Below are 13,414 nucleotides of genomic sequence, written 5' to 3'. Positions count from 1 at the left end.
TTTTTTATTTTAAGTATTTATTTTCAAATCAATGTATTCCAATAGAATAACCTAGATTTGAAAAAAAATAAAACATGGAATTTTCACCTTTTAATCCTGTGATCAAGCTTTGCCTGCAAGGGATGAGCTTTGAAGACAAAGGAATGCCTGAAGAAGCAGACATATTATTTTTGCAAGCCTGGGAAGAATCTTCGAATGACCATGAAAAATTTCTGGCAGCTCATTATGTATCACGTCATCAGAAAACGATTGCTGATCGGTTAAGATGGCTTGAAACCTCTTTGGAATTTGCTTTAAAGATAAATGATGATACCGTCAAAAGTGCTCTGCCTTCTCTTTACCAGAATATTTCCAAATGCTATGAGAATTTAGGGGATATAGAAACATCAAAAAAGAATGCTGAACTAGCATTGTTACTTAAAAATCATCCATCTGATAAAGGTCCTTTTTACCACGGAACAAAAGCCGATTTGCATATTGGAGATCTGCTGAAAGCTGGTGGAAATTCTAACTATAAATCGGAATTAAAAATGAATCATATTTATTTCACAGCTTTGACCAATGGAGCAGGACTGGCTGCTGCACTGGCAAAAGGTGATGGAGCAGAGCGCGTATATATGGTGGAACCAACAGGGAATTTTGAAAATGATCCCAATGTTACAGATAAGAAGTTTCCCGGAAATCCCACTCGTTCTTATCGCTCTGAAATGCCTCTGAAAATCATTGGGGAAATTACGGAGTGGGTGAAGCCATCTTCTGAAGACCTTCAAAAATTTCGTGAAAAATTAGATAATGGCAAAGGGGAAATCATTAATTAGTATTTAAATGATACTATTTGATGATACTCATAAAGTGCCGGATAAATCCTTTCATAGATTTGAAACAAGTTTTTCATTGATCCCATAGTTTTTAACCTCCCGACTGAAGGCTTCTATATTGGATATTTTTTTTTACAAAGTAATTCTCTATTTGAGGAATATTCCTATATTTGGGGCGAACTAAAACATTATAAACCATGAAAAATTTCAAAAAACTAACGAGAGACAATTTAAAAGACATTTCAGGAGGTGCAGGCCCAATTCCTCATTGCAGAGTAGGATACATCTATATGTGCCAGGCAGAAGCAGCTTGTTTTCCTGATCAGGATATTTGGGATTGTGCTTGCGGGTGTGTACCTGTAACAAAACCAGTATAATATAAAGCCCTCTGAAAAGAGGGTTTTCCATTTTAATAAAAACAGCCACAATGAAATATTGTGGCTGCTCTTTTTTTGAAATAAAATATCAAGTATTATAAAGATCTGGAGCGGGCAATATTAATAAGGTATACAAGGTGTGCATACATACTTCGCTTTACAGACTCTATTTTTATATCTCCTGTAGTCTGGTTAATCGTTGTTACCAGATCTGTATTGCATTGACCGGCAAAGTTTCCACTCCCTAAATAGTTTACTGTATTAGTACTTGGATAAGAAATCCTTGGATAATCTGGTGCTGTTTGGTTGGCAACTGGAGCTGTACCAGCGAATCCTTTATTGTCTACATATCGGGCTGTCCATGTGCCCAGGAACTGTCCGTTTCCGGTATTGATTCCCTGGCCTACAATAATTTGGGTATCCACAGGATTGGAAAATCCGGCACAAGACGTGTAATGATTTATAGAAACCGTGCAGGAAGAAGCATTATCAATAGGTTGAAAGCATTTTCCTTCATAAATGGTCAGTCTTTGATCGGTAGCTGACATAGAAGTGTTTAATAGTGCCTTAGGAGCAAAAATTTCTTCTGGAGAAATAAGGAACAAAACTCCCTGATCATCAGCTGCAACAATTTTTTTTTCAGCATTTGAAAGGCCTCTTACCCTTACCAGACCATTGACATCCAGCGTATGTGATGGAGTGGTGGTATTTATCCCTACCTGCGCTGTTAAAGTACCACATAAAGCAATTGCTGCCAAAAAGAATGTTTTTGTTTTCATGTTATTTTTTGAAAAGGTTAAATTTTTCACTAAGGTAAGAAATATATGTAAAATAGAAATTAAAATTGCTTTAAATAATAGAATAAAGTAATGGTAAACATATATTGAATGGATAAATCTAATTTTTCAACGATCTTATTTAAGATAACTCAAAAATGATATACCCTATATTTGTTTGAAAAATATTTGTATTTTAGCCGAAATATGTTGGTTTTTAATAAACATATTGGGGACTAATTAAAATTCAGATAATTTGAATAAAAAAAATTAGTAGATTTGCACGGAACAAAAAAATAATAAATATTAAACAGTATTCTCTGTGACAAAACCTTTAGGATGGAGTATATAGAGAATAACAGGATTTTAGGTTATAAAACTACTGAAACTATGAAGAAACTTTTTTTACTTTTATTAACGGCGTTTTTATTTATCGGCTGCAGCTCCAATGATGATACCATTTATGATTATGTAGGAACATGGTCTGGTTCTTATGAAGGAAATGATAAAGGAGTATGGAACATTGTGGTAGACAAAAGTGGTAAAGTGGTAGGTACAATGCATTCCGATGTTAATAATGAAAACTATAATATTTCCGGAAATTTAAGTGAAACAGGAGATCTTAACGCAAGAGTAGGACTTCCTTCACAAGGAGATTTCAAAGGAACTTTAACTACGGATAAAAAAGGTAACGGAAACTGGTCCAACTCAATTCCTACCCCTGCAAGAGCAGGAACCTGGAAAGGAGAAAAGAAATAAAACAAGAAAGTCTGCAGATTCTGCAGACTTTTTTATTTAAACAAATCCCATATGAGTAATTGTATTATTCTCATTCTTTAATGCTATAAAATAGAGGAGAAGATCATCATCTGAAAAATACATTTTAAAAGAGCCTTTCTGTTGCTTATCAAAACTCATTATTTCTTCAGTACATTCAGTACTATAGTTTTCAGAATCCAGTTTTATTGTTAAAATAACTGCTGTATTTACATTACAATCATCATCCTTATATAGGATATTATTTTGAATGCGGATACAATCCGAAACATTCTGAATGGTACCCAGCTGGAATCCTCTCAGAAGTTTTCTTCCTTCTTCAGTTTTTAATCCATTTTCAACAGTTCGTTTTCCTCTTTCGGAAATTACATCTAAATCTTTGATTTCAGTCATCAACTTTGCAAACTTCTGGTAGAGGAGGGGATCTCCTGCTTCTTTTATATAATCTGCAAGACTGTTTCTGATAATCTTTCCAATTTTTGAACAGTGCCCGAATTCCGAACTGTTTTGGCGGACTTTCTCATACGACGCACTTTTTTTAAAAGCCGTTTTATTGAACCCGCTTTTCTTCCGAACCACATTTTTCCCATTCAGATTATAAAATACCAGGTCGCCTACAGCCCCTGTGATCTTGATTACACTTTCATATGTTGCCATATCTTCAAAATAGAGATCAAATATACCAATAAATAATGAAAATCAAAGTTTTAACATATATTTATAATATAGTTGTAGTATAGTTATATCGTAATTAAAATATAAAATGTATATTTGTGAAGAATTAGTTAAATAAGTATAAATCAGAGGAGTATGGGATTGGGATTATTTACACAAAGAATAAAAATAAAGCAGTTGTCTGTTTTGCTGATTACATCTGCTTTCGTGGTTTCTTGCGGATCATCGAAAAGTGCTTCCAACAATAAGAAATCAGGGACCAAAACAGTCGCAAAATCTGAGAATCTAAGAAAACTGGATTCAAAATTTGATGGTAGTGTATCCAGGTCTATCAATGATATTCTTAAAGATGCTGAGAAATACATCGGAACTCCTTACAAATTCGGAGGAAATACATCATCAGGATTTGACTGTTCCGGATTTACCGTAAAAGTATTTGAAGAAAACGATTTTAATCTTCCCAGAAGATCTTCTGACCAGGCTGAGGCCGGAAAGAATATTGATATCAAAGACGTAAAGCCTGGAGATTTGTTATTTTTTGCTACCGCTGGAGGAAGCAGGGTATCCCATGTAGGCATTGTTCATGATATCGGTTCGGATGGAGAGGTGAGATTCATTCATGCTTCTACTTCAAAAGGTGTCATGATCTCATCCCTAAATGAGAAATACTGGAATAAGGCTTACCTTCACGCTCAAAGGGTTTTATAAGCTCTATTTACCTTGCCGCTATGGAAAACCGGACATTTGCTTTTATTAAATCGGACAAAAAACTGATCAAGCTTTTCTTCAAAGATATCAATGTCATCAAGGGGCTAGGCAACTATGTGGAAATTCATACTATAGATCATAAAAGATTTATTTATTACAAAACACTTAAAGATCTGATTGAAACGCTGCCGGATGAATTCATGCGCGTTCACAATTCATACATTGTCAATTTAACGAATATTGCGTCTTTTGAAGACAATCGACTGATGTGTGGTGACTTAAAAATTACAGTTGCCAAAAGCTACAAAGAATGTCTTCATACCACTCTCAGTAAAATGATGCTTTAAAGCCAATCAACATCAGGAAAACATTCATCCAAATCGTATTTCTGATCCTCTACATAAAAAAGTTTTCCTTTCTGTTTTCTTATTCTAGTTTTACCAAAAATTAAGCTCATGAATAAAGACAGCGCATTAGATTACATTAATAACAACAATATTATCGGAATAAAAGCAGGCCTGCAAAGACCGGATTTTCTTGAAATCTGGATGGTTGTTGTTCAAAATAGAATATTTGCAAGATCGTGGGGGCTCGCTGAAAGAAGCTGGTATAATACTTTTTTAAAAGATTCAACAGGAAAAATCCTATGTGGCGAAACCATTCATACTATAAAAGCAGCCATTCCTGAAGATATCAATGACCTTACCGAAGAAATTAATCAGGCCTATTTGAATAAATACAATACGGGTCATAATATCCAATATTCACAAGGAATTGTTCAGGAAAAGCATGCTGCAAAAACAATGGAGTTTATTATTTTGGATTAAAGAGATTAAAAAATCTGCGTAATATCCTCAATCTGCGAGATTATAATGTACAAAACATTCAATAGAAACGGGCTTTAACCCGTTTAATAAAAGAATAAACGATCAAATTGGCTTTAGCCGAAACTTATTTTATCACATTCTTTAACCACCCCGTCAAAAATTCTTTGAATTTTCGCCACCCCTCCAAAGGATGGGAATTCTTAGGTTTCCAATTGAAAAATTTCTGTAATTAAAATAAACCCCTTTTCATTGCAATAGCATTGCATCATAAATCTGATGAAATTTGTCAAAAAACAATTTTACTATGACCGATTTCATCAGATTCTTTATTCCCTTATACTTCATTCTTTTCTTTATTGTTTCCTTTTTAGGAATAAGTTATAAAGTAGCACAACAGATTGGTAAAAACCCTAACGTTCTCCCAAAAGACGGCTCCGCCTATGCATTGGTAGGATTGTACTTTAAACTGATTCTGCTGGTATTGCTGGTATATGTGATGCTCCTTTTATTTTTTCCTGAAGATATTTTCCATGCTTTTAAAATCAATCATATGGAGGATGATATTTTTAAATATATAGGATTCGTTTTATTGATTTTCGCTTTTATTTGGGTATGTATCGCTCAGCTGCAAATGAAAGAATCGTGGCGTATCGGGATTGACCGCGAAATAAAAACAGAGCTGATCACTCACGGGCTGTTCCGTTTTTCAAGAAATCCTATATTTTTAGGAATGACCATAAGCCTGATTGGATTTTTCTTTGTTGTTCCAACCGTCATTGTTTTTGCTTTCCTGTTGATAGGTAGTATTTTGATGCAGATTCAGATACGGCTTGAAGAAGAGTATTTGCTGAAACAACACGGAGAAATCTACCAGGCCTATAAAAAGAGGGTTAAGCGTATGTTGAACCTTTATTAAAAGCAGCATGTTAAAAACTGTTTTGCTGAACTTTTTTGTATCTTTGGGCAGTATAATTTTTCAAACTAATTTAAATAAGAAACATGTCGTTACAACAAACTATTGAAAATATCTGGGACAACAGAGAATTATTGCAGAATGAAGACAGCCAAAAGGCGATCAGAGAGGTTATTTCTTTAGTTGATAAAGGTGAACTTCGTACTGCAGAACCTACAGAAAACGGATGGCAGGTAAATGAATGGGTGAAAAAAGCTGTAGTAATGTATTTTCCGATTCAGAAAATGGAAACTATTGAAGTAGGTCCGTTTGAATTTCATGATAAAATGCCTTTGAAGAGAAACTATGCTGAAAAAGGAGTGAGAGTTGTACCACATGCAGTGGCGAGAGAAGGAGCTTACATTGCTCCGGGAGTTATTTTAATGCCATCTTATGTAAACATTGGTGCTTACGTAGATTCAGGAACGATGGTTGATACTTGGGCGACAGTAGGAAGCTGTGCACAGATCGGTAAAAATGTTCACCTGAGTGGTGGTGTAGGGATCGGTGGAGTATTGGAGCCATTACAGGCTGCTCCGGTAATCATTGAAGATGATTGCTTTATCGGTTCAAGATGTATCGTTGTAGAAGGAGTTCACGTAGAAAAAGAAGCAGTATTGGGTGCAAACGTAGTATTGACAGCTTCTACAAAAATTATCGATGTTACAGGAGATACTCCTATTGAAATCAAAGGAAGAGTTCCTGCACGTTCTGTAGTAATCCCTGGAAGCTATACAAAACAGTATCCTGCTGGAGAATATCAGGTTCCATGTGCATTGATCATCGGTCAGAGAAAGGAATCTACAGATAAGAAAACATCTCTGAATGATGCATTGAGAGAGAATAATGTAGCTGTTTAAGATTAACATTCTAAGCTAATACTACAATCTTGAAAGAAAAATTTCTTAAAATACTTTTAAACCCTAAATATATATTTGGGGTTTATCTTATTATATCGGTTGTTACAGCAATTTCCAAATATCTGAGAGGAGATTATGCGATCAATAATTATCTGATTTTTAAAAACGTATTCTTTAATACCATTCATCAGAAAAACTTATTTATCCATTATCCTGACCTATATTTTGATCTAAACCATTATGGTATATTTTTCAGTGTATTGATTGCCCCGTTCGCTATGATGCCAGACTGGCTGGGAATCTCACTTTGGAATATAGCCAACACTTTTATCTTTATCTACGGGGTCTATAAACTTCCGTTTTCAGATAGTAAAAAAGCGATTTTCGGACTGCTTTGCCTTCAGGAATACATTACTGCAGCTTTAAGTTTGCAGTTCAATGTAGCGCTGACAGGACTTTTACTCTTATCTGCAGTATACATTTACGAAAGAAAAGAAGTAAAGTCTGTAACCGCAATTTTAATCGGAATATTTGTGAAAATCTACGGAATTGTAGGATTGACACAATTTTTCTTCATTAAAAATAAAACCAAATTTATTCTTTCAGGAGTTGCCATTGCAGTTCTGTTTTTCGTACTGCCAATGGCCTATTCAAGCCCACAATTTGTGATTCAGTGTTACGCGGACTGGTTTCAGTCTATTGTAGAAAAGAACAGTGAAAATCAGGTATTAGGAAACATGCAGGACATCTCGCTGATGGGCTTTGTAAGAAGAGTTTTAGGAGATGCATCCATTTCCAACCTCGTGTTTTTAGCAGGTGGATTACCGCTTTTTGCTTTACCTTATATCAGAATTAAGCAATACAAACACTATGCTTTCCAATTGATGATCCTGGCCTCTACATTACTATTTTTAGTATTGTTCAGTTCCAGTTCAGAATCTCCAACATATATTATTGCTGTTGTAGGAGTACTGATATGGTTTTTCCTTCAGAAAGAAAGAACACCGTTGATTATAGGATTGCTTGTTTTTGTCATTATTTTCACTTGTTTTTCAACGTCGGATCTATTCCCGAAATTTGTAAAAGAAAACTATATCATCAAATATTCATTAAAAGCCGTACCTTGTATTGTGATCTGGTTGAGAGTGACATATGAACTTTTGACTAAAGATTTTGAGAAAAATTACAGCCTGAATTAATACATATGAAGAAAATTTCAATTGTAATTCCCGCCTATAACGAAGAAGGAAATGTTGCGATGATCCATCAGAAAATTAAAGAAGTTTTTGAGGGTTTAAGCAGCTATGACTTTGAAATCATATTTGTCAATGATGGCAGTAGAGACAGTACGCAACAGAAATTAGAAGAACTTTCCAACCAATATGATGAAGTGAAATTCATCGAATTTTCCCGCAATTTTGGCCACCAGCCCGCAGTGAAAGCAGGAATGGACAATGCCCTTGGAAATGCAGTCATTTCTATGGATGGAGACCTTCAGCATCCGCCGGAGCTTATTCCGGAAATGATTAAGAAATGGGAAGAAGGCAATGACGTAGTATTTACCTATAGAACTTATCCCAAGGAGATTTCTTTTTTTAAAAGAAAAACATCAGACTTATTTTATAAGCTTTTATCAAGCCTGTCAGATGTTAATTTAACAAAAGGAGGCGGTTCAGATTTCAGACTATTGGATGCAAAAGCTGTTGAAGTCATGAGAAATTTTAATGAAGACGATCTATTCCTCAGAGGATTAACGAGTTGGATGGGTTTTAAGCAAGCAGGAATTGATTTTACTGCGGCAGAAAGGCTCTCAGGAAAAAGCAGTTACAACCTTAAAAAGATGTTTACTTTTGCCTTTACGGGAATCACAGCTTTCAGCGTGAAACCTCTTTATCTGGCTGCCTATCTGGGCTTTTTGTTCTCAGCACTTTCTGTGATCGGCTATGGAACGTATGTGATTCATTCATTTATCGCCAAAACGGAAATTTCAGGTTGGGCATCATTGATTATGACCATTGTTTTCTTTGGTGGACTTCAGCTCATTATCTTAGGGATCATGGGAATTTATTTAGGTAAAATATTCAAACAGGTGAAAGACAGACCTAATTATATTATTAAAAACAAAAATTTTTAGAATGGTTTTATTGAGTTTTGACATTGAAGAATTTGATATGCCATTAGAATATAAGGGTGAAATTCCCTTTGAAAAGCAGATTTCAATTTCACAAACAGGATTAGAGAGAATTCTCAATATCCTTAAAAAACATAATGCCAAGGCTACTTTCTTTTCCACAGTAGTTTTTGCAGAAAACAGCAGACACCTTATCGAAAGGTTATTAAATGAAGGTCACGAACTGGCTTCTCACACATGGTTTCATTCAGAATTTGAAGACAAACACCTGAAGGAATCAAGAGAAAAACTGGAAGAATTATTTTCCACAAAAGTAACCGGATTAAGAATGCCGAGAATGATGCCTGTAGACGAAAAAGAAGTGGAAAGGGCAGGGTATTCATACAATTCATCAATCAATCCTACATTTTTACCAGGAAGATATAACAACCTAAAAGTTTCAAGAACTTATTTCAAAGAAGGAAATGTAACTCAGGTTCCGGCCTCGGTTTCGCCTAACTTTAGAATTCCTTTGTTTTGGTTAAGTTTTCACAATTTTCCGTTGTCTTTCTACAAAAAACTGGCTTCAGATACCTTGAAAAAAGACAATTATCTCAATATTTATTTCCATCCGTGGGAATTTGCAGAAATTAAGGACGAAGCATTTAAGCTTCCCGGATTTACTGTAAAAAACTCAGGAAAAGATATGGTGGAAAGATTTGATTCATTTGTAGGCTGGCTGAAAGAAAAAGGTCATAGATTCGGTACATTTCAGGAATTTCAAAAACAGATACAACGATGAAGATTGCTTTTGATGCAAAACGGTTTTTCCACAACACTTCAGGTCTTGGAAATTACTCAAGAGACCTTGTAAGAATACTTTCCAAGTATCAACCGGATAATGAATATCTGTTGCTCAACAAAAACAAATCGGAGCGGGGAAAAGATATCCTGGAGCACCCGAATGTTCAGTTTATTGAAACCTCAAAAGGAAACTTTTCACGTCAGTTGAAAATGGGTAAAGATGCCCAGAAACAAGGTGCGGACATTTTCCATGGTTTATCCGGTGAACTTCCTTTGAAATGGGATCCAAAACCTATTAAAAAAGTGGTTACTATTCATGATCTGATCTTTGTAAGATATCCTCAGTATTACTCTTTTTTTGACAGGAGAATCCATTTCTGGAAATTTAAAAAAGCGGCTGACATGGCAGATAAAATCATTGCTATTTCAGAACAGACCAAAAGAGATATTATTCAGTATTTAAAGGTTCCTGAGGTTAAGATTGACGTTATTTACCAAGGTTGTCATCAGGCTTTTAAAGAACAGCAGTCAGCAGAACTGATGCAGGCTGCAAAAGACAAATATAAACTTCCCGAAAGATTTATTCTTAACGTAGGAACGATTGAAGAGCGTAAAAATCTTCTGAATGTTGTAAAAGCAATCAGCAGTACCGGAATTCCTCTCGTAGTGGTGGGAAGGAAGACCAAATATTATCAGAAAATAGAAAATTTCCTTAAAAAGAACAAGATGGAAAAGCAGGTGCTTTTTCTGGAGGGTGTTTCCATGGATGAGCTGGCTTGTCTCTATAAACTGGCAGATATTTTTGTGTATCCAAGCTTCTTTGAAGGCTTCGGAATCCCTGTCATTGAGGCACTTTTCTCTAAAACTGTTGTGGTGACAAGCAATACAAGCTGCCTTCCGGAAGCAGGAGGAAAAGACTCTGTTTATGTCAATCCCGATAAGGATCTTGATATCCGTGCCAAAATACAATTTCTCTGGGAAAATGAATCCGAGAGAAAACGCCGTGAGGAAAAGGGTTTTGAGTTTGTTCAGAAGTTTAATGACGAACCCATTGCAAAAGAGCTGATGAATTTTTATCAAAAAATTCTCTGAAAAAACTTTGCATTTTAAAAATAAATCCTACATTTGCATCACAATTCAATACAATGAAACCAATTTTTTTAGCATTACATCATTATTATCATCATCTCTGTTAGGCGGAATTGATTGATATATGTGTATGCTAAAATCAAAAATAATTAAAAACCGTCTGAGTAAATAGACGGTTTTTTTTGTTTCCTGAATTCTCCTCAGAAATCTCAATAGATCAGTTTTTATTTACTCAGACCCAAAAAGGCAAAATGAGTAAATTAAAAATTGCAATCCAAAAAAGCGGCCGGCTTTATGAAGAATCCTTACAGCTTCTCAAAGACTGTGGAATCTTTGTCAACAACGGAAAAGACCAGCTCAAAGTTTCAGTAGATAACTTTCCGATGGAAATCATGTACCTCCGGAATTCAGACATCCCGCAATACCTGGAAGATGGGGTGGTAGATGTTGCTATTCTAGGCGAAAATCTCCTGGTTGAAAAAGGCAGAAATATCAGAACAATCCAGAAACTTGGTTTTTCAAAATGCCGTGTTTCATTGGCGGTTCCAAAAGAGGTGGAAACGGATGAAATCTCTTACTTTCAAGGGAAAAAAATTGCCACTTCTTATCCCAATACCCTCAAAAACTTTTTAGAAAAAAAAGGAATTGTTTCAGACATTCACGTGATTTCTGGTTCTGTAGAAATTGCGCCTAATATCGGCCTTGCAGATGGAATATGTGATATTGTCAGTTCTGGAAGTACCTTATTCAAAAACGGATTAAGAGAAACGGTTACTCTATTGAAATCGGAGGCTGTTTTAGCTCAAACGCCACAATTATCCGCTGAAAAAGAAGCCATTCTTGAAAAATTGGTATTCAGGATCAAAGCCGTTTTAAAAGCAAAAAATTCAAAATATATTCTAATGAATGTTCCCAACGAAAAAATTCAGAAAGTAGCTGAAGTTCTTCCGGTTTTGAAAAGCCCTACTGTCATTCCACTGGCAGAAGAAGGCTGGAGTAGCATTCATTCTGTGATTGATGAAGAGCGTTTCTGGGAAGTCATTGACGAACTGAAAGACAATGGTGCACAGGATATCCTAATCATTCCCATTGATAAAATGGTTATTTAAAAATTGAAAATAATTAACCATTAAGGTCATGAAGAGATTAAGAATAATTGATGTTGGAAAACGCAAAGGCGCAAGAAAATCTAATATTTTCAGCAAGATATAAATATTATTCTGTGTATTTAAGTATACGTTATTCAATTTTATCGAAGATAAAATCTTTGCGCCCTTAAAAAAACATAGCATTCAAAAAGACTTTGCGCCTTTGCGTTTATCAAAAAATAGCTTAATGATTCAAAAAAATTAAAAAGAATACAATGAAAATATACAGATATCCAACAAAAGACACCTGGAAAGACTTAGTAAAGCGTCCTGTTTTGGAACAGAAAGAAATTTCAGGTCTGATTACAGAAATATTCGCAGAAGTTGAAAAAATGGCGATAAAGCTTTAATAGAATTCAACAAAAAGTTTGATAAAGCAGAAACTGAAAACATAAAAATTTCTGATACTGAAATTCAGGAGGCAGAAAAACAGATTAAGGATGAATTGAAACAGGCTATTCAGCAAGCTAAAGAGAATATCTCAAAGTTTCATGCTTCACAAAAGCAAGAGGTTCAGAAAATTGAAACAACGAAAGGGGTAGTTTGCTGGCGTGAAAACAGAGCCGTAGAAAGAGTCGGAATTTATATTCCCGGAGGAACAGCTCCTTTATTTTCTACAGTGTTGATGCTTGCTGTTCCTGCAAATCTGGCGGGATGTAAAGAGATTGTACTGTGTACACCACCGGATAAGAACGGAAATATCAATCCTGCGATCCTGTATGCTGCAAAACTTTGCGGAGTTTCAGAAATATTTAGGACAGGAGGGGCACAAGCTGTAGCAGCAATGACTTTGGGAACGGAAAGCATTCCTGCGGTTTATAAAATTTTCGGTCCGGGAAATCAGTTTGTCGTAGCTGCCAAAGAATATGCACAACGTTACGGAGTAGCTATCGATATGCCCGCTGGTCCGAGTGAAGTTCTGGTTATAGCCGATGAACAAGCTGTTCCTGAGTTTTGTGCTGCAGATCTTCTTTCCCAGGCAGAACATGGCAGCGATAGCCAGGTTGTTTTCATTACGACAAACCTTAAAGTGTTTGAAGAGACAGTAGAAGCTGTTGAGCAGCAAGTCAAAGACTTACCCAGAAATGAATTTGCAGGTCAGGCCTTGGGAAATAGTTCTTTTATTTTGGTGAATTCTCTGGAAGAGGCTCTTGAATTCAGCAATCTTTATGCTCCGGAACACCTTATTCTGGCCATTGATGATTTTCAAAAATACATTCCAGGGGTCCAAAATGCAGGCTCTGTTTTTCTTGGAAATTACTCCTGTGAGAGTGCCGGAGACTATGCTAGCGGAACCAATCACACGCTTCCTACCAACGCGTATGCGAAGAACTATAGCGGAGTTTCACTGGATAGTTTTGTGAAGAAAATAACGTTCCAGCATCTTTCAAAAGAAGGGCTTCAGAATTTAGGCGAAACAATAGAACTCATGGCAGAAGCAGAAGGTTTGTTTGCCCACAAAAATGCAGTGTCCATAAGATTAAAATAATGAA

Annotated in this window: 15 protein-coding genes and 1 pseudogene; 14 read left to right on the top strand and 2 right to left on the bottom strand. The window is 35.6% G+C overall.

The features are described 5' to 3' along the window. The first annotated feature begins 410 nt into the window (after nucleotides 1-410). Both arr and LF886_RS13890 read left to right on the top strand, forming a co-directional pair. Nucleotides 411-818 carry an NAD(+)--rifampin ADP-ribosyltransferase gene (gene arr / locus LF886_RS24130; protein ID WP_410685634.1) on the top strand — a complete coding sequence of 136 codons (408 nt, stop codon included), beginning with the start codon at nucleotides 411-413 and terminating at the stop codon, nucleotides 816-818. 197 nt (nucleotides 819-1,015) lie between these two features. Then, entirely contained in the window at nucleotides 1,016-1,195 is a 180-nt protein-coding gene (locus LF886_RS13890; RefSeq protein ID WP_124531213.1) for a bacteriocin-like protein, read from the top strand. Nucleotides 1,196-1,290: 95 nt separating this feature from the next. Here LF886_RS13890 and LF886_RS13885 read toward each other — a convergent pair whose 3' ends face one another. Beyond that, a complete protein-coding gene (locus tag LF886_RS13885; RefSeq protein WP_236850108.1) occupies nucleotides 1,291-1,974 on the bottom strand; it encodes a hypothetical protein in 684 nt (227 codons plus the stop codon). A 387-nt stretch (nucleotides 1,975-2,361) separates the two neighbouring features. Here LF886_RS13885 and LF886_RS13880 point away from each other — a divergent pair, with 387 nt between their 5' ends. Then, the gene (locus tag LF886_RS13880; protein WP_109739013.1) at nucleotides 2,362-2,730 is read left to right on the top strand and encodes a hypothetical protein; all 369 of its coding nucleotides are present in this window, start codon (nucleotides 2,362-2,364) and stop codon (nucleotides 2,728-2,730) included. Between the two features lie 36 nt (nucleotides 2,731-2,766). On the opposite strand, the gene LF886_RS13875 is transcribed toward LF886_RS13880, so the two are convergent. Further along, nucleotides 2,767-3,405, bottom strand: a complete 639-nt coding sequence (locus tag LF886_RS13875; RefSeq protein ID WP_236850107.1) for a hypothetical protein — start codon at nucleotides 3,403-3,405, stop codon at nucleotides 2,767-2,769. Nucleotides 3,406-3,558: 153 nt separating this feature from the next. Between LF886_RS13875 and LF886_RS13870 the strand changes: the two genes are divergently transcribed. The 11 genes and pseudogenes from LF886_RS13870 to hisD all read left to right on the top strand — a co-directional run bounded on the left by LF886_RS13870 (nucleotide 3,559) and on the right by hisD (nucleotide 13,410). Then, on the top strand, nucleotides 3,559-4,131 hold the full coding sequence (locus LF886_RS13870) for a C40 family peptidase (RefSeq protein ID WP_236850106.1): 573 nt from the start codon (nucleotides 3,559-3,561) through the stop codon (nucleotides 4,129-4,131). A gap of 20 nt (nucleotides 4,132-4,151) precedes the next feature. Further along, the gene (locus tag LF886_RS13865; protein WP_236850105.1) at nucleotides 4,152-4,478 is read left to right on the top strand and encodes a LytR/AlgR family response regulator transcription factor; all 327 of its coding nucleotides are present in this window, start codon (nucleotides 4,152-4,154) and stop codon (nucleotides 4,476-4,478) included. A gap of 108 nt (nucleotides 4,479-4,586) precedes the next feature. Continuing rightward, on the top strand, nucleotides 4,587-4,958 hold the full coding sequence (locus LF886_RS13860) for a DUF2255 family protein (protein WP_236850104.1): 372 nt from the start codon (nucleotides 4,587-4,589) through the stop codon (nucleotides 4,956-4,958). A 304-nt stretch (nucleotides 4,959-5,262) separates the two neighbouring features. Further along, nucleotides 5,263-5,874: a methyltransferase family protein gene (locus LF886_RS13855; protein ID WP_236850103.1), complete on the top strand. Its 612-nt coding sequence runs from the start codon at nucleotides 5,263-5,265 to the stop codon at nucleotides 5,872-5,874. An 83-nt stretch (nucleotides 5,875-5,957) separates the two neighbouring features. Continuing rightward, nucleotides 5,958-6,770, top strand: a complete 813-nt coding sequence (locus LF886_RS13850) for a 2,3,4,5-tetrahydropyridine-2,6-dicarboxylate N-succinyltransferase (protein ID WP_077417676.1) — start codon at nucleotides 5,958-5,960, stop codon at nucleotides 6,768-6,770. Between the two features lie 29 nt (nucleotides 6,771-6,799). After that, complete coding sequence (locus LF886_RS13845) at nucleotides 6,800-7,969, top strand: glycosyltransferase family 87 protein (protein WP_236850102.1); 1,170 nt, start codon at nucleotides 6,800-6,802, stop codon at nucleotides 7,967-7,969. 5 nt (nucleotides 7,970-7,974) lie between these two features. After that, nucleotides 7,975-8,904 (top strand): glycosyltransferase family 2 protein, encoded by a 930-nt coding sequence (locus LF886_RS13840; RefSeq protein ID WP_236850101.1) that lies wholly within the window; start codon nucleotides 7,975-7,977, stop codon nucleotides 8,902-8,904. Between the two features lies 1 nt (nucleotide 8,905). Continuing rightward, complete coding sequence (locus tag LF886_RS13835) at nucleotides 8,906-9,682, top strand: polysaccharide deacetylase family protein (protein WP_236850100.1); 777 nt, start codon at nucleotides 8,906-8,908, stop codon at nucleotides 9,680-9,682. Beyond that, nucleotides 9,679-10,776 carry a glycosyltransferase family 4 protein gene (locus tag LF886_RS13830; protein WP_236850099.1) on the top strand — a complete coding sequence of 366 codons (1,098 nt, stop codon included), beginning with the start codon at nucleotides 9,679-9,681 and terminating at the stop codon, nucleotides 10,774-10,776. The genes LF886_RS13835 and LF886_RS13830 overlap by 4 nt, the downstream gene beginning before the upstream one ends. 248 nt (nucleotides 10,777-11,024) lie before the next feature. Beyond that, nucleotides 11,025-11,882, top strand: coding sequence for an ATP phosphoribosyltransferase (gene hisG, locus LF886_RS13825; protein WP_236850098.1), 858 nt, complete (start codon nucleotides 11,025-11,027; stop codon nucleotides 11,880-11,882). Between the two features lie 254 nt (nucleotides 11,883-12,136). Further along, nucleotides 12,137-13,410, top strand: a pseudogene (gene hisD, locus LF886_RS13820) (histidinol dehydrogenase). Nucleotides 13,411-13,414 lie beyond the last annotated feature (4 nt).

Origin of the sequence: Chryseobacterium sp. MEBOG07 (genome assembly GCF_021869745.1) — a bacterium.
Lineage (GTDB): Bacteria > Bacteroidota > Bacteroidia > Flavobacteriales > Weeksellaceae > Chryseobacterium > Chryseobacterium viscerum.
This window is presented reverse-complemented; position numbering and strand designations above follow the sequence as displayed.